The 19,463-nt window shown below is 66.4% G+C and carries 17 protein-coding genes and 3 pseudogenes; 8 read left to right on the plus strand and 12 right to left on the minus strand.

Annotated features, from left to right (window positions below):
* Positions 1 to 80: 80 nt before the first annotated feature.
* On the plus strand, positions 81 to 1,532 hold the full coding sequence (locus tag HMA55_RS00805; protein WP_181191197.1) for an amino acid permease: 1,452 nt from the start codon (positions 81 to 83) through the stop codon (positions 1,530 to 1,532).
* Here the strand turns inward: HMA55_RS00805 and HMA55_RS00810 are convergent.
* Together HMA55_RS00810 and HMA55_RS00815 are read right to left on the minus strand one after the other, a co-directional pair.
* Positions 1,515 to 2,225, minus strand: a pseudogene (locus tag HMA55_RS00810) (TSUP family transporter); the annotation flags it as partial. The gene HMA55_RS00805 and the pseudogene HMA55_RS00810 overlap by 18 nt on opposite strands.
* Before the next feature lie 69 nt (positions 2,226 to 2,294).
* Positions 2,295 to 3,953 carry a DUF885 domain-containing protein gene (locus HMA55_RS00815; RefSeq protein ID WP_181191199.1) on the minus strand — a complete coding sequence of 553 codons (1,659 nt, stop codon included), beginning with the start codon at positions 3,951 to 3,953 and terminating at the stop codon, positions 2,295 to 2,297.
* A gap of 67 nt (positions 3,954 to 4,020) precedes the next feature.
* Here HMA55_RS00815 and HMA55_RS00820 point away from each other — a divergent pair, with 67 nt between their 5' ends.
* Together HMA55_RS00820 and HMA55_RS00825 are read left to right on the plus strand one after the other, a co-directional pair.
* A complete protein-coding gene (locus HMA55_RS00820) occupies positions 4,021 to 5,076 on the plus strand; it encodes an ROK family protein (protein WP_181191200.1) in 1,056 nt (351 codons plus the stop codon).
* The gene (locus tag HMA55_RS00825) at positions 5,077 to 5,850 is read left to right on the plus strand and encodes a hypothetical protein (RefSeq protein ID WP_181191201.1); all 774 of its coding nucleotides are present in this window, start codon (positions 5,077 to 5,079) and stop codon (positions 5,848 to 5,850) included.
* On the opposite strand, the gene HMA55_RS00830 is transcribed toward HMA55_RS00825, so the two are convergent.
* Genes HMA55_RS00830 through HMA55_RS00840 form a run of 3 tightly spaced genes read right to left on the minus strand, consistent with a single transcriptional unit; the run spans position 5,828 to position 8,656 of the window.
* Positions 5,828 to 6,715, minus strand: a complete 888-nt coding sequence (locus HMA55_RS00830) for a hypothetical protein (RefSeq protein ID WP_181191202.1) — start codon at positions 6,713 to 6,715, stop codon at positions 5,828 to 5,830. The genes HMA55_RS00825 and HMA55_RS00830 overlap by 23 nt on opposite strands.
* Positions 6,642 to 7,727, minus strand: coding sequence for a glycosyltransferase 87 family protein (locus tag HMA55_RS00835; protein WP_181191203.1), 1,086 nt, complete (start codon positions 7,725 to 7,727; stop codon positions 6,642 to 6,644). Before HMA55_RS00835 ends, HMA55_RS00830 begins: the two co-directional genes overlap by 74 nt.
* Positions 7,724 to 8,656 carry a Sir2 family NAD-dependent protein deacetylase gene (locus HMA55_RS00840; protein WP_181191204.1) on the minus strand — a complete coding sequence of 311 codons (933 nt, stop codon included), beginning with the start codon at positions 8,654 to 8,656 and terminating at the stop codon, positions 7,724 to 7,726. Before HMA55_RS00840 ends, HMA55_RS00835 begins: the two co-directional genes overlap by 4 nt.
* Before the next feature lie 135 nt (positions 8,657 to 8,791).
* Here HMA55_RS00840 and HMA55_RS00845 point away from each other — a divergent pair, with 135 nt between their 5' ends.
* Complete coding sequence (locus tag HMA55_RS00845; protein ID WP_181191205.1) at positions 8,792 to 10,021, plus strand: dicarboxylate/amino acid:cation symporter; 1,230 nt, start codon at positions 8,792 to 8,794, stop codon at positions 10,019 to 10,021.
* Positions 10,022 to 10,024: 3 nt separating this feature from the next.
* On the opposite strand, the gene amn is transcribed toward HMA55_RS00845, so the two are convergent.
* Both amn and HMA55_RS00855 read right to left on the minus strand, forming a co-directional pair.
* Entirely contained in the window at positions 10,025 to 11,383 is a 1,359-nt protein-coding gene (gene amn / locus HMA55_RS00850) for an AMP nucleosidase (RefSeq protein WP_181191206.1), read from the minus strand.
* A gap of 11 nt (positions 11,384 to 11,394) precedes the next feature.
* Complete coding sequence (locus HMA55_RS00855; RefSeq protein ID WP_308239978.1) at positions 11,395 to 12,066, minus strand: TetR/AcrR family transcriptional regulator; 672 nt, start codon at positions 12,064 to 12,066, stop codon at positions 11,395 to 11,397.
* Between HMA55_RS00855 and HMA55_RS00860 the strand changes: the two genes are divergently transcribed.
* Complete coding sequence (locus HMA55_RS00860; RefSeq protein ID WP_181191208.1) at positions 12,023 to 13,333, plus strand: M20/M25/M40 family metallo-hydrolase; 1,311 nt, start codon at positions 12,023 to 12,025, stop codon at positions 13,331 to 13,333. The genes HMA55_RS00855 and HMA55_RS00860 overlap by 44 nt on opposite strands.
* A gap of 343 nt (positions 13,334 to 13,676) precedes the next feature.
* On the opposite strand, the gene HMA55_RS11255 is transcribed toward HMA55_RS00860, so the two are convergent.
* Positions 13,677 to 13,829 (minus strand): hypothetical protein, encoded by a 153-nt coding sequence (locus tag HMA55_RS11255; protein ID WP_235961701.1) that lies wholly within the window; start codon positions 13,827 to 13,829, stop codon positions 13,677 to 13,679.
* Positions 13,830 to 13,849: 20 nt separating this feature from the next.
* Between HMA55_RS11255 and HMA55_RS11405 the strand changes: the two are divergent.
* Together HMA55_RS11405 and HMA55_RS00870 are read left to right on the plus strand one after the other, a co-directional pair.
* Positions 13,850 to 13,960, plus strand: a pseudogene (locus HMA55_RS11405) (excalibur calcium-binding domain-containing protein); the annotation flags it as partial.
* 151 nt (positions 13,961 to 14,111) lie between these two features.
* A complete protein-coding gene (locus HMA55_RS00870; protein WP_181191209.1) occupies positions 14,112 to 14,654 on the plus strand; it encodes a hypothetical protein in 543 nt (180 codons plus the stop codon).
* On the opposite strand, the gene HMA55_RS00875 is transcribed toward HMA55_RS00870, so the two are convergent.
* The 3 genes and pseudogenes from HMA55_RS00875 to HMA55_RS00880 all read right to left on the minus strand — a co-directional run.
* Positions 14,633 to 15,790: an alpha-amylase family protein gene (locus HMA55_RS00875; RefSeq protein WP_181191210.1), complete on the minus strand. Its 1,158-nt coding sequence runs from the start codon at positions 15,788 to 15,790 to the stop codon at positions 14,633 to 14,635. The genes HMA55_RS00870 and HMA55_RS00875 overlap by 22 nt on opposite strands.
* Position 15,791: 1 nt before the next feature.
* On the minus strand, positions 15,792 to 16,178 hold the full coding sequence (locus HMA55_RS11485) for an SRPBCC family protein (protein ID WP_308239980.1): 387 nt from the start codon (positions 16,176 to 16,178) through the stop codon (positions 15,792 to 15,794).
* 18 nt (positions 16,179 to 16,196) lie between these two features.
* Positions 16,197 to 17,435, minus strand: a pseudogene (locus HMA55_RS00880) (glutaminase); the annotation flags it as partial.
* 89 nt (positions 17,436 to 17,524) lie between these two features.
* On the opposite strand from HMA55_RS00880, the gene HMA55_RS00885 reads away from it, so the two are divergent.
* Positions 17,525 to 18,697, plus strand: a complete 1,173-nt coding sequence (locus HMA55_RS00885) for a globin domain-containing protein (protein ID WP_181191212.1) — start codon at positions 17,525 to 17,527, stop codon at positions 18,695 to 18,697.
* Here the strand turns inward: HMA55_RS00885 and HMA55_RS00890 are convergent.
* Complete coding sequence (locus HMA55_RS00890; protein WP_181191213.1) at positions 18,694 to 19,377, minus strand: helix-turn-helix transcriptional regulator; 684 nt, start codon at positions 19,375 to 19,377, stop codon at positions 18,694 to 18,696. The genes HMA55_RS00885 and HMA55_RS00890 overlap by 4 nt on opposite strands.
* Positions 19,378 to 19,463 lie beyond the last annotated feature (86 nt).

A 19,463-nucleotide genomic window follows, 5' to 3' on the forward strand; every position in this document is an offset into this window, starting at 1 on the left:
TTCCCTCAGTTGTTAATGTTTATATGTCTGTGAATGTTTGATGATTGTAGTAGACAATTGCTGAGGTAGTGTTACTCGCCATGTCGAAGCGCACTGTCTCTGTGTGGACGCTAGTCTCACTCATCATCGGATCCACCATCGGATCCGGCATCTTCGCGCTGCCCCAAAACATCGGTTCAGTGGCGAGCCCAGGGGCGATGCTCGCCGGCTGGGCCATCGCAGGCGTGGGCATGCTCTCCATCGCCTTCGTGTTCCAGATCCTGGCCGTGCGCAAACCCCACCTGGATTCAGGCGTGTACTCCTACGTGCGCGCGGGCCTGGGCGACTTCATCGGCTTCACCTCGGGCATGGGCTACTGGCTCGGCTCCGTCATGGCGCAGGTGGGCTACGCCACGCTGTTCTTCAACACCTTGGGCTACTACTTCCCCGCCTTTTCCAACCGGTGGGTGCTTGCCATCTCCGTGTCCGCATTGAGCTGGCTCATCTTTTTCGGGCTGACCCGCGGATTGAGACAAGCGGCGGTGATGAATGCGGTCACGACCGTGGCAAAGCTCGTCCCGATCCTCGCCTTCATCGTCCTCGTGGCGTTCCTCGGCTTCTCCTGGGACCGCTTCACCATGGACTTCTGGGGCTCCAACCTACCGTTCGGCGAACAGCTCAAGGGCATCATGCTCTACACGGTGTGGGTGTTCATCGGCATCGAGGGGGCATCGGTGTACTCGAAGCAGGCGCGCGAGCGCAGCGACGTTGGCAAGGCCACCATCATCGGCTTCCTGTCCGTCCTCGCCCTGCTGGTCGCGGTGTCCACGCTCTCCTACGGCGTGCTCAGCCAGGAGGAGCTGGCGGCGCTGCCGGACAACTCCATGGGTGCGGTGCTTGAGGAAGTGGTGGGCCCGTGGGGCGGCGTGCTCATCTCCGTCGGCTTGTGCCTGTCCGTGCTTGGCGCTTACGTGTCCTGGCAGATGCTGTGCGCCGAGCCGATTGTGCTGATGGCGCAAGACGGCCTCCTGCCCCACTCCATGGGCCGCCACAATTCCAATGGTTCTCCAGTGCGCGCGCAGCTGCTGTCCACGCTGGTAATTCAGTTCTTCGTGGTGGTCTTTTTCCTCTCCTCCGCGTCATACAACGCCATGGTGCAGCTGGCCACCATCATGTACCTGCTGCCCTACATCTTCTCCTCCATCTACCTGGTGCTGCTTGCGGTTAGGGGCAAGGGCCTGACCCACCCGCACGCCGGCACGCGTTTCGACGACTCCGGGCCGGAAGTTTCCCCCCGCGACAACCGCAGGCACCTCTTCGTGGGCCTGATCGGCTCCGTGTATTCACTCTGGCTGATCTACGCCGCGGACCCGGTGTACGTGCTACTCGGCGCGCTCGCCGTGGTGCCGGGCCTGGTCCCCTACATCTGGACGCGCCGCAAGCACGGCGACAAGCTCTTCAACGCCTTCGAGTGGGTCGTGGTGGCGGTGGTTCTGGTCGCGGCGGTGATCGCTGTGGTCGGCCTGGTTAACGGGTCACTGGTGTTGGAGTAGGTCCCAGCCCAACTTCGCACATAGCGTGACGACGAGCCCAAGGAGCGCCACGCGCACCAGCGTAGACCCGCCCTTGAGCACCGTGCGCGCACCCAGCTGCGCGCCCACCACGTTGGCCACGACAAGGGCAAGGGCGAGCTTCCAGTTGATGAAGCCGCCGAGCCCGAACACCAACAGCGCCTTCGCCATCGCCGCCGAACGCACAAAGCCCTGGGTGAACACCGCAGTAAACCCCATGATGAGGAACATGCCGGTGCCGGGGCCGAACACGCCGTCGTAGCCGCCGACCACAGCCACGGCTACGGCGGCGAGGGCGAGGCGCTTGCCGGAAAAGATGCCGGCGCCCTCCTGCCCGAACTTTGGGTTCAGCGCCACAAAGACGCCCACTCCGACAAGCAGGATGAGGATGATTGGGGTGGCCACGGAGTCGTCGATAAGCGAAACTGCCCTTGCGCCGAGCGCAGCGGCGACCCCCGCAATGAACGCGTAGATCCAGGTCACCCTGGGCACCCCAACGCGGCGCACGAGGGTGGCGGCAGCGGATGCGGTGCCCGAGATCGCCGCGACCTTGTTCGTGGCCAGCACAGACGCCGCCGACATGGACGTGGCCGACATCAGCACCGGGATGAGCACGAGACCGCCGCCGCCGATCACTGCGTCGATCCAACCGGCGAACACGGACGCGGCGAGGAGGAAAACGGGCCCTGCAGGTCATCCGGCTGATCATGGTGATCCTCTTCGCCGGCTGGCTGCCCAAGATCCTTAGTGGTTCAGCACCTCGTGGGTGAGCATGTCCATGGGCATGGAACCCAGCTTCAGTGCCTTGACGTGGAACTCGTGCTCGGACATGCCCTGGGCCAACGCCTGGCGCCGCAGGTCCACCCAATCCTTGTAGCCGAGCGCGTAACACGGCGCCTGGCCCGGCCAACCCATGTACCGGTCCAGCTCGAACGCGAGGTTCGCTTCCGGCATGGCCGTGTTGTCGCGCAGGAAGGCCTTGGCGTACTGGGCGTCCCAGGTGCCGGTGCCCTCCGGAGTGGTTTTGCCCAAGTGGACGCCGATGTCCACCATGACGCGGGCGAGCCGGAGGCGTCGTGAGTCAAGCAGGCCCATGCGGTAACCCGGGTCTTCGAAAAAGCCGTGGTCTTCCATCAGGTGCTCGGCGTAGAGCGCCCACCCCTCGCCGTGGGCGGAGTTCCAGCACACGGACCGGCGCCACAGGTTCAGCTCGCTGCGGTTGAGCAGGGCGTAACCGTGCTGCAGGTGGTGGCCCGGAACCCCCTCGTGGAAGACGGTGGCCAGCTCCTGCCACGTGTGGAAGGTGTCCTGGCCCTCCGGCACGGACCACCACATGGTGCCGGGGCGGATCATGTCGTCGCTGGGCGGGGTGTAGAAAATGCCGCCGGAGCCCGCCCGGTCGATGCCGCACGCCACCTGGTGCAGCCCATCGGGCACCTGGAAGGCTTCGGCGGCCTGTTCGTTGATGCCGCTCATCCACTCGATGAGTGCGTCCGTGCCCCGCAGGATGTAGCGCTCGTCCTGGTCGAGGTTGCGGTAGGCGCCGGCCACGGAGATGTCGCCGTAGAGATCGTGCGCAATCGCGCGCTGCTGCTCCACGGTCTGCGCCAGCTGGTCCTGCGCCCACTCGTAGCCGGCGTCGAGGTCCACCTCGCGGCCGTGGAAGAACTCCGCGAAGAGCTGGTAGCGCTCGCGCCCCACCCCGTCGTTGTGGGAGGCCTGCGGGGACAGCTCGGTGGACAGCCAGTCCGCCATCTCCAGGAACGCCTCTTTGGCGTGGCCCACCACGTGGGAATCCGGGGACAGCCCCAGGTGGTCGAGCTGGGATTCCGTGGCGCCCAGCACCTCGCACTGGCTGATTACCGCGTCGATCTGCCGGTGCGACGCGACGTCGCCGCTGGCCGCCGCCTCCGCGAGGGACTCGCGGTAACCCGCCAAGGCGCCCGGGATGCGCGACATGCGCGAGGCGATGTTGTCGAAGTCCTCCTCCGTCACCTTCGGCATGAGCGCGAACGAGTCGCGGATGGTCTGGATGGGCGAATCGATGTTGTTCAGGCGGCACAACAGCTCACCGCGGTGGTGGAACTCCAGCTCGACGCTCATCCGGTCGCGCAGGATGGCGGCGGTGAGGTTGTCCACGTCGTCGAAGTCGTCCTCGTCGTCGGAGGCGTCCGTGCAGTCGTTCAAGGCGTCCACGTCCGCGACTACGTCGCGCATCCTGTCCGCAAGGCGGTCCCAGTACTCGGGGGAGAAATCCTGCAGCTCCCCGTCGTGGCCGTCGATGCCGATCTGGGTAGCAAGAGTTGGGCTGATCTCGGCCAGGTCGTAGACGAAATCTTCACAGGTGGCGTCCAGCAGGGACGGCTCTCGTCCGCCCATACCACTATCCGCTTCGTTGGTCATGCCGAGCGATTGTATCGGAGCTGGCCAAATGGACAATTCCGTCAGCAGACAGGTAAATATATTCATCATGAATTTCTCACGTCCCCGCACACCGGCAGCGAAGTGCCTGCACTTGATTCGGTTGTACGAGACGACGTCGAGAAGCGATCTTGTGAAAGCTACCGGACTTTCACAGCCGACCGTCACCCGTGCGATCGCCGCGCTCGTCGACGCCGGCTACGTCACGGAGCGCAACGACCTCACCCAGTCCAAAGGGCGCGGCCGCCCAACCATCCCGCTGGAGCTAGCCGAGATGCCGGGCGTGCACGCCGGCGTGTCCGTGGGCACGGATTCCACTTACATCGCGCTGTTCGACCTCAAGGGCCGCACGCTGCTGTGCCGCGACATGGACATCACGGTCTCCGAGGTCAGCGAGGACGACTTCATCCAGTCCATGATGGCGGGGCTGAACCAAATGACCACCAAGGTGGACCGGCCCCTGCGCACGGTGGGCGTGACCACCTCCGGCACGGTGCGCGACGGCGGCAAGGTATTCGCCCCCAACCTCGGCTGGGACGGGGTGGACATCGGCGAACAGCTGCGCGAGCAGTTCTCGGTGCCGGTGGAGGTGTCCTCCATCAGTAGCGCGATCGTGGGCTCGGAGATGCAGTCCACGCCGTCGCTGGACACCCCGTCCGTGATGGCGCTGTTCGCGGACGATTCCATCGCGTGCGCCATCTCCCACCCGGACGGCGTGGAGCCCATCGAGGTGGAGCAGGGGGAGCTGACCACCCAGGGCTTGATCGACGCTATCGGCGCCGAGGGCATCCGCTCCCTGCGCGACGCGGTGACGGACAGCCGCGAAGACACCCGCTACGCGCTGGACAGGCGCGCGCGTGGCCTGGGCTCCCTGGTGGCGAGCCTGTGCTCGCTCCACTCGCCGGCCACCGTGGTTGTTGCGGGCAGCGCGTTTATCGACGACCCGTTGTCCAGCGCCCCCTTCGCCCGCACCGTCCGCGCGGAGGCGCACTACTACCCGGACCTGCGCGTCATCCCCTCCCACCGCGAGGTCGTGCGCGACATCGCCCGCGCGGTGGCCCTGGACCGCGTGCTGCGCGAGCCGCTGCAGGTGACGGGCAAGTAGATGAGGCGCGTCGCGTGGATCCTCGCGCCGCTGCTGCTCGTCGGCTGCGCCGCGGAAGAATCGGAGCCGCTACACACCGCCGTGACGACGGTGCCGGCCCCGGACCCGTTTGCGGAGCTGGCGGAGGCGGTGGCCGGCATAGAAGAGGACACGAACACCGAAGTGGGCGTCGCGCTTTACGACGGCTCCGCCATGACCGAAGCCGGATCCCTCGACTGGCTCCCCGCGTGGTCCACCATGAAGATCCCGATCGCCCGCGCGGCCGCCGAGCACTGCGGGTACGGCAAGGAATACGTCTCGGAGCTGACAGAAGCCGCGATCGAGTGGTCCGACAACGACGCCGCCCGCGCCCTGTGGGACTGCATGGGCAGCGATAAGGAAGCCGCGGAAAAGGTTGGCGCCGAAATTGCGAAATCCGGCTCGCACGTGCGGGTCAACGGCGCCTTCGGCACCACCCGCTGGTCCTTTGCCGGCCAGGCCCGCTACGCCTACTACCTCAGCCAGCAGGACCAGGACGACCCCGTGTTCGCGGACATGCACCACATCGCGGAGGACCAGGCCTACGGGCTGGGCCAGCTCGAGGGCGTGCCCTTCAAGGGCGGCTGGTCCGACTACGAGAAGGACGGTTCCTGGCACACCCGCCAGTTGGGCTGGTTCGGCGGTTTCGGGGTGGCCGTCGGCGCCCGCTCAGCCGACGGCAGCTACGACGACACGATGGACGCCCTCGACCAGGTTGCCCGGCTGCTGAAAACTAGCGTCCCAGAAACTGGTTGATCTGCGGTTCGGCGAACCTGTACAGCGTCTGCAGCAGCGACAGCACCGTCAGCACGGTGGCGATGATGCCCAGGATTTCGCGCGGGGAGGACGAGGAGCCGCCCCCGCCGAACACCAGCTTCTTCGGAGTGGTGCTCGGTTTCTCCCCACCGTTGGCCGGGCGATGCAGCACGGTGTTCTGAGCACCCTCGATGCGGTCGGACCCGGCGCCGACACTGCAGGTGGAGGTCACGCTGGCCTCGCCTTCTGCGGTGACCACGCTGGCGAAACCGTAGGCCCGCATCCGCGGATCGATCAAGTTGTGCAGGTGGCCGTTACCGCTGTTGAACTGCCCGTTGGCCCGGACCAGCGCGCCGACCTCGCCGTAGCCCCAATCCTGCATCGCCTTGCCCATGCTGCCAACGGAGTGCAAGTTCTCGCCCGGCGCGGCCTTGCCCTTGTACGTGGCGGTTGTGATGTCGCCGCAATTGTTCGTGCACGTCGAGTTGTACGGGCGCTGGTGGCGGAAAAACTTCGCCGCCTCGGCGCCGCGCTGCAGGGCGATGCGGGACAGGCCGGCGTCGTACTGGGCGGCGTCCACGTAGGCCTGGCGGGAGGTCAGCCCCTGCTTGGCGGCGGCCGTGCGCAACGGCACCCCATCGAACGGCACGTTGCGGTCCCACATGTCTCCGCGCAGTTTGCGCAGCTCCCGCATGGCGGTCTCTTGGTCGGACGTGAGGTTGAACTTCGCCTCCACGGCGATGACCTGGTCGGCGGGCTGGTTCAGCTCCACGCCGGTGACGGGTGCCGGGTCAGCGGCTGCGAAGGGGGCGAGGGTCAGGGCTGTGGCGGCCGCGGTGGTGGCGGCGATTAGACGAGTGCGCATGACCTGAGCGTAGCGTGTACCAGAGCATAAAACCGGCTGGAACGAGAATGAAAAGTGCATCCGGCACCTCGAAGAGGCCGGCGGAGATGTTGGTGGCGGCGTACGGCACCATGAACAGGGCCAAGACGATCGGCCCCCAGCGCTCGAACACCCACACCAGCATGGGCACGACCCACACCCAGTGGTGGTACCAGGAAAACGGGCTGACCAGGCAGGCCGCTGTGCCGATGAAGGAGGCGGCGAGGGGGGCGGGAGCTCGTCGAGAAGCAATGAGCGCAAGCGCCGTAACGGCGGCGGCGAGGATGAGCCACAGCCAGGGCGAGTCCATGCCGGCGCGGGCGAGGACCTGGCGGATGGACTGCGCACCCGGGTTGTCGTCGGTGCCGATGCGGGAGGTGGTGAAGATGGCGTGCGCCCAGAAGTGTTTCGCGTCCGTGACCTCAGAAAACCCGGTTGCCACGGTGCACAGGAACGTGAACGCCGCGATGAACACCGCACCCCACCGGCGCTGCTGGATGAACAGGAGGACGAAGAACGCCGGGGTGAGCTTGATGCCCGCAGCCAGGCCCACGCCGATGCCGGGCAGCTTCACGCGCGGCAGGAAATCCAGGCACACCAGGCCCATGAGCAGCAGGTTTATCTGCCCGAAATAGAGGGTGCCCTGCACGGGCGACAGGCACAGCACGAACACCGCGGTGAGCAGGAGCGCGTGGCGGTCGGTGCCAGCCCGCACCACCAGCAGCAGCACCAGCACGGAGGCGGCCTTCCACGCGACGCCCAGGACAGTACTTTCCGCGAGCCAGGAAAACACCACGCCCGCGAACGGCGGGTACGTAAACGGCAGGCCGGGCAGCAGGTCGGCCTCGTAGAGCGGCTGGTGGTGCGCCACCTTCTCCCCGCCCAGCAGGTACACCTTCAGGTCGCTGGGGAACTCGGTGGTGAAGGCGTTGGGCAGGTCGCTGGCGGTGTACCGCCACACCGCGAACGCGAGAAGGACCAGCAGGCCGATCACAGGCCCAACCCGTCCAAGACCTCGTCGAGGGCGTCGGCGATGCTCGCCCTCCACAGCGTGTCCACCTTGGCGTCCGCGCGCCCCGGGCCGCCGTTGATCACGGCGGTGGGTTTGCCCTGCTTTTTGGCGTCCAGGATGAACTTGTAGCCGCTCATCACCGCCAGCGAGGTGCCGATGGCGATCACGCCGGTCGACTCCGCCAGCCACTGGGCAGCTACCTCTCGACGCCCCTTCGGCACCCCCTCACCGAAGTACACCACATGCGGCTTGAGCCTGTGGCTGTGGCACGTCGGGCAGGCGATCATGCGGAAACGCTCCACATCGGCCTGCCTGAGCTCCACGTCGCCGTCCGGGTTGAGCATGGAGCCTTCCACCTCCACGGACTCAAAGTAGGTGGGGTTGGCGGCCGTGAGGAGGGCGTCGATAAGCGAGCGCTCATGCAGCGTCTTGCAGTCCAGGCACACCACGTGCTCCATGTCGCCGTGCAGCGCGATGACGTTTTCGGAGCCGGCCTGAGTGTGCAGCCCGTCGACGTTTTGGGTGACAATGCCGCGGATCAGCCCCGCCCTCTCCAGCTCCACCAGTGCGAAGTGGGCGCGGTTGGGGCGGGCCTGGCGCATGTACCGCGTGCCCACGAACGCGCGCGCCCAGTAGCGGTGCACCTGCGCCGGCGAGTGCGCGAACTCCTGGAACGTCATCGGGCGGCCCTTGGTCAGGCGGCCGTGCTTGGAGCGGTAGTCCGGGATGCCCGAGTCGGTGGAGATGCCCGCGCCGGTGATGACCAGCGTCTTCGGGTCTTGGAGTTGCTCGAGGATCCTGCCTGCCGCGTCCGGGGTCGGCGGGGCGGTCTCGGCGACGACCCGCTCGATGGAGCGCACGGCAGAGCGGTGCGCCATGGCGATAGCTGGGTCGTCGAAGTTCGGTTCCATCGTCTGGGCAGTGTAGACCGCAGCGCCTCACCAGACCGTGTTGTCTATGGTGCCGATTTGCGAACCGGTGGGATAAGAGTAGGTTGTCCACGTCTTTATCAAATGAATGGACAGTTCTGTCTAGAAGGAGCCCCTATGCCTAAGTGGGCGACAAGCTTCGGCGCGCAAGTGATCTACGGCCTGATCATCGGCCTCGTCCTCGGCTTCATCGCCGTGGACGTGGAACCGCTGGCCGCCACCCTGGACTGGGTCGGGTCCACCTACGTCAAGCTGCTGAAGTTGCTGATCCCGCCGCTGGTGTTCACCGCCGTGATCACCTCCGTAGCCAACCTGCGGCAGGTCACCAACGCCGCGCGCCTGGCCGTGCAAACCCTGGTGTGGTTTGCCATCACCGCCTTCTTCTCCGTGCTCATCGGCATCGGGGTCGGCCTGCTGGTCAAGCCCGGCGCGAACACCTCCGTGGACGCCGCGGCGGCGGCCGAGCCGTCCTCCACAGGCTCCTGGATGGGCTTTCTAGACTCCGTCGTCCCTGCCAACATCTTCGGCTTGGGCGTCTCCGGTGAGTCCGTGAAGTTCAACGTGCTGCAGATCCTGGTGGTCTCGCTGCTCTTCGCCATCGCCGCAGTGCGCGTGGGCAAGCCCGCCGAGCCTTTCATCGCCTTCAACGAGTCCCTGCTCAAGGTGGTCCAGGAAGTGCTGTGGTGGATCATCCGCCTCGCCCCCATCGGCACCGCGGCGCTGATCGGCAACGCTGTGGCCTCCTACGGCTGGGACGCGCTCGGCTCCTTGGGCAAGTTCGTGCTGGCCATCTACATCGGCCTGGCGCTGGTGCTGTTCGTGCTCTACCCGATCATCCTGGCCGCCCACCGCATCCCGGTACTGGAGTTCTTCCGCCGCGTCTGGCCGGTGACCACGCTGGGCTTCGCCACCCGCTCCTCCATGGGCGTCATGCCGGTCACCCAACGCACCACCGAGGAGGCGATGGGCGTGCCGTCATCGTACGCCTCCTTCGCCATCCCGCTGGGAGCGACCACCAAGATGGACGGCTGCGCCTCCATCTACCCCGCCGTCGCCGCCCTGTTTGTGGCCCAGTTCTACGGCGTGGACCTGTCGCTGTCGGACTACGTACTCATCGTCGTCGTCTCCGTCCTGGGCTCCGCCGCCACCGCCGGCACCACCGGAGCGACCGTCATGCTCACCCTCACCCTGTCCACCCTGGGCCTGCCGCTTTCCGGCGTGGGCCTGCTGCTGGCGGTGGACCCGATCATCGACATGGGCCGCACCGCGGTGAACGTCACCGGCCAGTCCGTCGTGGCCACGGTCGTGGCCAAGCGGGAGAAGATCCTAGACGAGTCGCGCTGGTAGGCCTTACCTAAACGGCACCTCGCCGATCGCGCGGCGCAGCTTCCTGGTCCGCAGCCGCTCCGGGTGCCGGGCCAGCTTCTCCATCGCCCGCACCGCGCACATCACGTGCGCCTCCTTCGAGTTGGAGTAGAACGCCTGCGCACCAGCCGGCAGCTTCGGCACCGCGTGCAGCGGCAAGTCGGACACGGCGAGCAGGGTGCCGTAGGGCACGCGGTAGCGGTACCCGTTCGCGGCGATGGTGCACGACTCCATGTCCACGGCCGCGGCGGTGGATCCGCGCAGCCACTCCCACAGGTCTCGGGGAGCCTTCCACTCCCAGTTCCGGTCCCCGGTGGAAAGCACAGTGCCGGTGCGCATAAGCGACGCGTCCGCCCCGTAGACCTTGCTCACCGCCTTTTCCAACGTGCGCTGGATCTCCGGCACGGCGGGGATGGGCAGCTCGCGGCGCAGGTAGTCGTCCAACACGTGGTCGTGCCGCTCGTATGCGTTGCCCAGGATGAGGTCCCCGATGCGCATGCGCGCGTCCAGGCCAGCGCAGTGGCCGATCATGATCCACGCCTCCGGGCGCAGCACCGCCAACGAGTCGGTGATGGTCTTTGCGTTGGACGGCCCCACGCCGATGTTGATCATGGTGATGCCGTCGCCGCCCTCGGTGACCAGGTCGTAGCGCGGCATCTGGAACTTCGAGCCCAGCTCCAAGTCCTCCAACGCCACCGTGTCCGAAACCGTTTCCCCGCTGGGCAGCACCAGGCGTGTGTAGCGCGAGGATGGGTCGGACAACTCCCGCAGCCCGAACTTCACAAACTCGGTCACGTGCATGGCGTAGTTCGTGAACAGGATGAACCGCTGCAGCGAGTCGGCCTCGATGCCGGTGTAGTGCTCGAGCCTGGCCAGCGCGAGATCGAAGCGTTGCGGCCCGACGTGGAACAACGGTTTTTCCGCCCCGTTGAAGGCGTCCCAGTGGCCGTCCACAATCGCGTCGTGCACCTCGTCCAGGGCGGGGCGCGGCAGGTCCACGGTTTCGTCGATAGGCGGCATGCCCTTGATGTAGGCGGGCGGGATGAGCTCGTCCGAGTACCCCACCTCCACCTCGCACGGGTAGTTCGAGGTCAACGCCTCAAGCTGGGCGGTGAGGTAGCCCTCCATCAGATCGGGCTGCGAGATGACGGCGGAGTAGGTGCCGGCCTCGTCGACGTAGCCGAACGGCTCGGAACGGTCGATCGGGCGCCACTGACGCACCTCCACCGTGAGTTTGGGGTAGCGCACCTCCCCGTAGCGGCTGAAATCCCCCGAGCGTGCGATCTCGCACGACTCTTCATACAGGGCTTTAAGCTTCTCGACGGCCTCCGGTACCCGACTCATACCCCCACAGACTACTCACGGATCAGCACGCGCCGCACGAGTTCGACGCGCCGCCCGATCTCCTCCGGCGACGCCCCCTCGCGCACGCCCTCCTCGAGGAGGTGCTGGCAACCGGCGATGTAGAAGCTCGCCATGTCGTCCAGCAGCTGCTCGTCGGCGCCGCCCCACTCGTCGGCGCGGGACCGCAGTTCCTCGCGCATAGTGGGCAGCATGATGGCGACGACCTCTTGGTCGAGCATGCTGTGCACCGGCGAGTCGATAATGTGCACCGCAGCCTCGTACTGGTCCGTCAACGTCGTCATCAGGGCGGTGACCGCGGCCTCGAAGTCGCGGTCACTGCTGAAGCGTGCGACAAAGCCCTCGTACGCCTCTTTGATCATGTCCTGGGCGGTGGCCAGCACCAGGCCGTCGCGGTCCGTGAAGTGCTGGTAGAACACCTGGCGGCTCACCCCAGCTTCTTTCACGATTTGGGAGACGTTGAGCTCCGCGACAGGGTGCGTCTTCAACAACGCAACAGTGGCACCAACAAGAGCTTTGCGGGTGCGCAGGGCTCGCGGGTCGGTGCTTTCAGACCGGCGGCCAGGAACTACTTGGTTCATCCAGGATTCTCCAGATGCTCGGGCGTTAGGCTTCTGCGGTATGAGCCTAACCGATACCACAATCGCCCTGTTGCAGAACCTCATCCAAAATGGATGCGTCAACTACCTCACGGCAGATTCTGGACAAGAGACCAAAAACGCCGACACATTGGAGGCCTTCTTCGCAGGTACGGACGTGCGGGTCGAGCGCTACGAACCGCACCCGGGGCGGGTGTCCATCGCCTTCACCGTCGAGGGCACCGACCCCTCCGCCGAACCCCTGACGCTGCTGGGCCACACCGACGTCGTGCCGGTGGACGAAGACAAATGGACGCACGACCCGTTCGGGGGCGAGATCGTGGACGGCCGCGTTTTTGGCAGGGGCGCCACCGACATGCTCTACATCACCGCGGCGATGGCAGCCTGCGTCCGCGACGTGGCACGCGGCGAGCGCCCGCGCGGCACCCTGACCTTCGTGGGCTGCGCCGACGAGGAGGCGCGCGGGGGCTTGGGCGCGGCGTGGCTCGCCGACCACGCGGACTTCTCCTGGGCCAACTGCCTCTCCGAGGAGGGCGGCTCCCACCTCCCCGCCGCCGACGGCTCCGACGCGCTGGTGGTGGTCGTGGGCGAAAAGGGCGCCGGCCAGCGCCGCTTGACCGTCCATGGCGACGCCGGCCACGGCTCCGCCCCGTTCGGCCGCGACATGGCGGTGGCGAAGATCGCCGAGGTGGCCCGGCGCGTCGCCGCCATCGAGCCGGACCTGCGCAGCGACGACATCTGGGAGGGCTACGTCCGCGCCTGGAAGTTCGACCCGGACACGGAGGCGGCGCTGCTGGCCGGCTCCGGCTACGACGCGTTTGGCCAGCTGGAGAGCTACTCGCACGCGATGAGCCACCTCACCATCTCCCCCACCGTCCTGCGCGCGGGCGGCGCCATCAACGTGCTGCCGTCGGTGGCGTGGATGGAGCTGGACATCCGCCCCCTTCCCGGCCAGACGCAAGAGGAGATCGACGCGCTGCTGCGCGACGCATTAGGCGAGATCGCCGACGACGTCGAGATCACCCACCTCATCACCGAGGACGGGTCGGTGTCCCCCACGTCGGGCCCGCTTTACGACGCCATCCTGTCCACCTTCAACGAATTCTTCCCCGACGTCCCGGTCGTACCCACCATCGCGGCCGGCGGGTCGGACTTGCGCTTCGCCCGCCGGAAAGGGGGCGTGGGCTACGGGTTCGCCCTGCACGGGCGCGGCGAAACGTTGGGTTCGGTGCTGGGCGAGCTGCACAGCCACGACGAATCCGCCGCCGTGGAGGACGTGGACCTGACCGTGCGGGCGTATCGGTCCCTGATCCGCCGCTTCGTCGGGGCGTAATAACTGCTCTCAAACAGCTGTGAAATAATTAGGAGCGTGAAGAAATCTTTTGTATCTGCGATCACCGCAGCTTCCCTCGCCGCCGGTGCACTCTTCGTCCCCACCGCCAGCGCCCTAGAACCCACTGCCACGCCGTCTACCTCGGCACCCACTTCGGTAGCCGTCACCCCATCCCCGACTGAAACCGCTACGACTTCCCCCTCTGCTCCGGCAGTCGACGAAGAACTCACCACACTAGAAATCGTTCTCGGCGTTGTGGGGGTCATCGCCGTCGATGCGGCGATCGCTGGTGGCGTGTGCTGGGCGATGAAGCAGGGCATTATCCCGAACCCGGCACCACAGCTCATTCCGTGCCACCCGGCGGCGAAGCCAGCGCCAGCGCCTGCACCAGCCCCTGCACCGCGCCCGGCACCAGCCCCTGCACCGCGCCCGGCACCAGCCCCTGCACCGCGCCCGGCACCAGCCCCTGCGCCTGCACCGCGCCCGGCAGCGGCATCGAAATCGTATCCGAACTGCCGGGCAGTTTGGAATGATCTTGGCCGCCCGATTCGCCGCGGAGAGGCAGGGTATGGATCCCACCTGGACCGCGACGGCGACGGCGTGGGATGCGAAAAACGCCCAAAGTAGGCCGCCTCTGACTAGATCCAGCTAGTAGGACTCAGCTAACAGCCCTTTTTCGGCCTGAGAGCTGGAACCTACTAGCTGGATTTGTTTTTTGGGCCACACAGCTTTGCGCCACACCTGCCACATCTGCCCCATCCGTGACATACTGGCCCGCATGAAGATCCGCACCCTTGCCCTCACAGGAATCATGGCCGGCACCGTTGCCCTCGCGCCGACGGCCGGCGCCGACGCCATCGACGACACCCTGGCCAAACTGCCCTCCGGCCCGATCCCCTGCGACCAGGCCTCCCGCTACTGGACCAACGACGCCGACTACCAGCAGAAAGTCCGCCAAGCCAACGCGATCGCCGCCTTTGACCGCCGCGGCCCGCAAATCCTGGAAGCGCTCGGCCGCGTCGACGAAGCCGCCACCCGCTGCGGACTCAAGGGCACCAACAGTGGAGCAACCCAGGCGCCAAAGCAGGCGCCTAAGCAGAATGCACCTGCCCCCGCCCCCAAGCAGCAGGCTCCGCAAAACCTGGACGTGCGCCCGCAGTGGGCAGGGCAGATCCCGCAGCGCATCAACCTCGCGCCGGCGGGCGCGCCGTCGTTCGAGGTGTCGGTGGCGAACGTGACCACGCTGCAGCTGCCGGACATCCTCAAGCTGATCCAGCAGGCGCTGGCGCAGATCCTCGCCTACTTCAACATCCAGCTGTAAAGCTCTTCCCCCTCGGCGTGGATGCGCACGCCAGGGGCGGGGTCGAGCCACAGGTCCGTCTGCAGCGAATGTTGCCCGTCGGAGCAGTGGAACGAGATGGTCTCGTTGGTCTTGTCCATGACCTCCACCGACGCGCGGGTGAGCCAGGCGTGGCGACGGCGCACCCCGATCAACCGCCGATATTCGGTGTGCATCCACCCGCCCAACGGGGAGAGCTCGGAGGGCGAGGCGGGCAAAGCGGGACGCACGCTGTCGTCGGCGGACCAGCTTTCACCGCGCACGCCGGTGAAAGCCTGCTCATCGCCGTAGTAGATGGACGGCATGCCGGGCACCGTCATCAGCACCGCCGCGGCCAGCACCGCCTTGTCGGGGCCAACTGTGGAGGCGATGCGGTCCACGTCGTGGTTGCCCACGAACGTGTTCGGCAACACGCCAGTCGGGTGGCGCTCGAGTGCATGAGCGAGTTCCCAGAAGTTCACGTCCACAAGCGAAGACCAGGTTGCTTTCCACAGCTCGTACTGGGTCACGGCGTCGAGGGTGCCCTCTGCGGCTATAGACGAATAGTCGCCGTGGATGACCTCCCCAAGGAACATCGCGTCCGGGAACTCCTCGCGCACGCGCGCGAGCACGTCACGCCAAAACTCGGGCGGGACCGCGTAGGCGACGTCCAACCGCCAGCCGCTGATGCCGCGGCGCAGCCAGTGGCACATGATCTCCACCACCGCGTCCCGGATCGCCGGATCGGCGTGGTGCAGGGTGGCCAGCTCGCCGTGGCCCTCCCAATCGGTGTCGCCGGCCAAGCCCTGTTCCACCCACGGATGGGCGCGAGCGACGTGGTTGAACACGCCGTCGAGCATGACGTGGATGCCGCGGGAGGAGCAGGCGTCGATGAGCCAGTCAAAATCGGCGTCGTCGCCCAGGCGCGAATCGATGCGGAGGTGGTCCAGCGTGTCGTATCCGTGGGTGGCGGACTCGAAGATGGGGCCGAGCAGTAATCCGTTGCAGCCGAGCTCGATGAGGTAGTCAAGCCACGGCTCCAGCGCCCGGAGCCGGTGCGCCCGATCCTTCACTTCCCGGATCGGCGCGCCGAGGGCGGCCAGCGGGTAGACGTGCCACCAAATTGTGCGGTCCAGCATGTTAGGCGTCCTCTTCCCTCCCGATCAGCGGCTGCAGGCCCTTTGCAATGCGGTCCTTCCAGGTCTTGGCAATCTCCTCGTAGCCGCGGTCGTGGGGGCGCATGCCGCGGTGGGTGAAGTTGACCTTGGTGTTGCCCTCGTCTTCCTCGATGTCGAAGATCAGGGAGGTGTCGTCCCACTCGTGGTCTTCCTTCGGGTTGTCGGTGGGCTCGACGGTCCAAACCACGCGGTCGCCGTCCGCCTCCTGCACGGAAAAACCCACGTAGCGGTCGTCGTCCGAGTAGTGGAACTCGGAGCCCTGCTCGGCGGCGTCGCCCTCCACCTTCTTGTCCCACCAGCTGTGCGGTTTGGTGATGGCCCGGTACACCTCCTCGCGCGTAGCGGGCACGGAGAAGGACGCGGTGAAGTCCCGGATGGCCTGGGCGGTGGTGCCGTCGGCGAAGGTCCAGTCGGACAGCGTGTGGTCCGGGTCGTAGATAGCCACATCAATGCCGTCATTGCGGAATTGCATCAGCCCGTCTTTGATCAGGTCGCGGCCGGCTTTGTTGAAGCCGGTGACGTTGGAGACGTCGAAGATGAGCTTCTGGCAGTGCAGGCGGCGGCCCATCAGCCCCCGCAGAATCTTCTCCGCGCTGGTGAAGTTGATCATGCCCTGGAGCTCGACGATGTCGGCGTCGTCGCGACGCTCAATGCGCCGGATGCCCGGCGCGCGGTAGAAGTTGGAGGACAGCAGGTTCAGGCCCAGCGAGCTGGACAGCTCGCGGAAGATCTTCACCCCGCGCACCGAGTTGCCCTGCTTGTTCAGCCGCGGGCTTAACGACGCGATACCGAGCTGCCCCGGCAGCGTCCCGATCAACCCACCGGCCACACCGGACTTCGCGGGGATACCCACGTTGACCATCCACTGCCCCGACGCGTCGTACATGCCGGAGGAGACCATCACCGCCTGGGCAAGGCGGGCGGCCTCGGCGGAGACGACCTTCTCGCCGGTGACCGGCTGCGTGCCGCCGTTGGCCAGGGTGGCGGCCATGGCGGCGAGGTCTTTCACCGTCACTAGCACCGCGCACTGGGCGATGTAGCTGGCCACGGCGTCGTGCGCTTCGTCGCTGATGGTGCCGGCCTCGCGCAGCATGTGGGCGAACGCCTTGTTCCTATCCGCCGTCTCCAGCTCGGAGTTGAGCACCCGCTGGTCGATGGTGAGTTCCCGGCCGGCCAGGCGGGAGAAGTAGTTACGGAGTTTCTCGCTGCGCTGCTCCACCGGAATGTCGGGGCCGCCGATGAGCTGGTTCACCGTGATGGCGCCCGCGTTGATGAGGGGGTTGGCGGGACGCCCGTCGTCGTCAAGCGAAAGCTTGTTAAACGCCTCGCCCGAGGGCTCCACGCCCACATGGCTGTGCACCTCGTCCGGACCGTACATATCCAGCGCGAGCGCGTACACGAAAGGCTTGGAGATGGACTGGATGGAAAATTCGTAGTCCGCGTCCCCGACGGAGTACAGCTGCCCGTCCGTGGTGCAGAGGGCAAGGCCGAGCTTGTCGGGGTCGGCGTTTTTGAGCACGTCGATGTAGTCGGCGCGTTCCCCGCTGTCTTGGTCGCGGACATCGTCGACGATGGCTTGGAGGTATTCAGTCACAGGCGAGCGCATGGGAGACAGTCTAAAGGCGCAGCCGACACAACCATTTACAACGGCTACAATCGTATTTATTCGTTCCGCTATTTCAAGGAGGCCTGCGCATGTACAACGACACACTCCCCGACTCGAAGAACACCCACCTCGCCCCCGACCACGCTGAAACGGTCAAGGCCACGCTCGGACCGGTGGGCGAGAACATCCAAACCATTGCGGACACGTTCTACTCGAAGATGTTCGCGGCCCACCCCGAGCTCCTCTCCGATCTGTTCAACCGCGGCAACCAGAAACAGCACGCGCAGCAGAAGGCGCTCGCGGCGTCGGTAGTGAAGTTCGCCTCGCACCTGGTGGACGAGACCGCGCCCGATCCGGTGGCAATGCTGAACAGGATCGCCCACAAGCACGTCTCCCTCGGTGTGACCGAGGACCAGTACCAGATCGTGTACGAAAATCTTATGGCCGCGATCGCAGACGTGCTCGGCGACGCAGTCACGCCCGAGGTGGCCGAGGCGTGGAGCGCGGTGTACTGGCTCATGGCGGACGTGCTGATCAAGGCCGAAAAGGACCTCTACGCCTCCGACGGAGTGAAGGACGGCGACGTGTTCCGCAAGGGCAAGGTCGTTGAAAAGACGGCGCTGTCCGAGACGGTGACCGCGTTTACGGTCGAAGGCGACTTCACGGAGCCGAGGCCGGGCCAGTACACGTCTATCGGCGTCAAACTCGACGACGGCGCCCGCCAGCTGCGCCAGTACTCCATCATCGAAGGCGACGCCACGCGCTACCGCATCGCGGTGGAACGCGACGGCGAGGTGTCCACGTTCCTGACCGAGCGCGTCGCCACCGGCGACACTGTCGACGTCACCCTCGCCGCCGGCGACCTCGTACTGCGCCCAGGTGAGCGCCCGATCGTGCTGATTTCCTCCGGTATCGGCTCCACGCCGCTGACCGGCATTCTCAGCTACCTGGCCAAGCACAACGACAGCCGCCGCGTGAGCTACCTCCACGCCGACCGCTCGGCGCAGACCTGGGCGCAGGCGCAGCAGGTCCGCGAGCTGGTGGATGCGCTGGGCGACGGGTCCATCCAGACCTTCTTCCGCGACAGCGACGAGCGCATCGACGTGCGCGGGCTCGACCTCGCAGGCGCGGACGTGTACCTGTGCGGCGGCACGGGCTTTTTGCAGTCGCTGCGCGACGAGCTGGCGGCGCTTCCGGCGGATAAGGCCCCGGCCAACGTGTTCTACGAGCTGTTCAGCCCGAACGACTGGCTGGTATCCTAGCCCGTCTTACTCAGTCGCGCGCCGCACTCGCCGGGGCGGTCGTGCGGCAAAAGCTCCACCTTCACGTCGCCGACGCCCTGGTCCAAAAAGCCCTCGTGCAGGGCGCACACGATAGGGGCGGGGCGGGCGCCCCGCTCCGCCACGAAGGGGCAGGCGTGCAGCCCGAACTCGCGCACGCGCGCGTTGGAGCACTCCGGGCGCTGCACGGGGTCGAAGCCCATCTCGCGCAGCGTTTGGGCGGTGTGGCTGGCGGCTGTGTCCAGGTCGACGCGCAAGTTGCCGTGGCGGCGCGGGTTCACCCGGTCCGCCCACTGGCGGCCGAGGTCCTTGGCAGTGTCCGTGTCCCCGCTGGCCAGGGTGCTGGCCAGCACTTCCACCAAGGTGCTCATGGCCTTTGACGCCAGACTCGTGTGCGCCACGCGGGCGGTGTAGATGTAGGAGGGGCGGCCGCGGCCCGGCGCGGGCGCGATGTGGCGGTTGACCACCCCGGCGGCCATCAGCTCGTCCAGGTGGCCCCGCACGGTGTTGGGGTGCATGCCCAGCGCGCTGCCGATCTGGGCAACCTGCATGCCGTCCGGGGTGTCCTGGATCACCTGAAACACCTCGAGCTGCTTGAGGCTCAAGTGTCCGACTGCGTTGAACAGGTCGCTGGCTGGGCGGGGTGCGTGCGTCCGTTCCATGCGCATTCTCCTGGGTTATCTTAAGGTCGGGCATATTGTACGACTTCCTGAATTGTCCTACAACTCATAGTCCCAACGTTTCCCCG

The organism is Corynebacterium wankanglinii, from assembly GCF_013601005.1.
Classification (GTDB): domain Bacteria; phylum Actinomycetota; class Actinomycetes; order Mycobacteriales; family Mycobacteriaceae; genus Corynebacterium; species Corynebacterium wankanglinii.

What these genes read in the sequence shown, in the direction of transcription:
- HMA55_RS00830 (WP_181191202.1), bottom strand. Translation starts at nt 6,715, where the DNA reads ATGCGCACTCGTCTAATCGCCGCCACCACCGCGGCCGCCACAGCCCTG.
- HMA55_RS11255 (WP_235961701.1), bottom strand. Translation starts at nt 13,829, where the DNA reads ATGCCGCTGCCGGGCGCGGTGCAGGCGCAGGGGCTGGTGCCGGGCGCG.
- HMA55_RS00825 (WP_181191201.1), top strand. Translation starts at nt 5,077, where the DNA reads ATGAGGCGCGTCGCGTGGATCCTCGCGCCGCTGCTGCTCGTCGGCTGC.
- HMA55_RS00870 (WP_181191209.1), top strand. Translation starts at nt 14,112, where the DNA reads ATGAAGATCCGCACCCTTGCCCTCACAGGAATCATGGCCGGCACCGTT.
- HMA55_RS00855 (WP_308239978.1), bottom strand. Translation starts at nt 12,066, where the DNA reads ATGAGGTTCTGCAACAGGGCGATTGTGGTATCGGTTAGGCTCATACCG.
- amn (WP_181191206.1), bottom strand. Translation starts at nt 11,383, where the DNA reads ATGAGTCGGGTACCGGAGGCCGTCGAGAAGCTTAAAGCCCTGTATGAA.
- HMA55_RS00805 (WP_181191197.1), top strand. Translation starts at nt 81, where the DNA reads ATGTCGAAGCGCACTGTCTCTGTGTGGACGCTAGTCTCACTCATCATC.
- HMA55_RS00845 (WP_181191205.1), top strand. Translation starts at nt 8,792, where the DNA reads ATGCCTAAGTGGGCGACAAGCTTCGGCGCGCAAGTGATCTACGGCCTG.
- HMA55_RS00875 (WP_181191210.1), bottom strand. Translation starts at nt 15,790, where the DNA reads ATGCTGGACCGCACAATTTGGTGGCACGTCTACCCGCTGGCCGCCCTC.
- HMA55_RS00820 (WP_181191200.1), top strand. Translation starts at nt 4,021, where the DNA reads ATGAATTTCTCACGTCCCCGCACACCGGCAGCGAAGTGCCTGCACTTG.
- HMA55_RS00885 (WP_181191212.1), top strand. Translation starts at nt 17,525, where the DNA reads ATGTACAACGACACACTCCCCGACTCGAAGAACACCCACCTCGCCCCC.
- HMA55_RS00860 (WP_181191208.1), top strand. Translation starts at nt 12,023, where the DNA reads ATGAGCCTAACCGATACCACAATCGCCCTGTTGCAGAACCTCATCCAA.
- HMA55_RS00840 (WP_181191204.1), bottom strand. Translation starts at nt 8,656, where the DNA reads ATGGAACCGAACTTCGACGACCCAGCTATCGCCATGGCGCACCGCTCT.
- HMA55_RS00815 (WP_181191199.1), bottom strand. Translation starts at nt 3,953, where the DNA reads ATGACCAACGAAGCGGATAGTGGTATGGGCGGACGAGAGCCGTCCCTG.
- HMA55_RS00890 (WP_181191213.1), bottom strand. Translation starts at nt 19,377, where the DNA reads ATGGAACGGACGCACGCACCCCGCCCAGCCAGCGACCTGTTCAACGCA.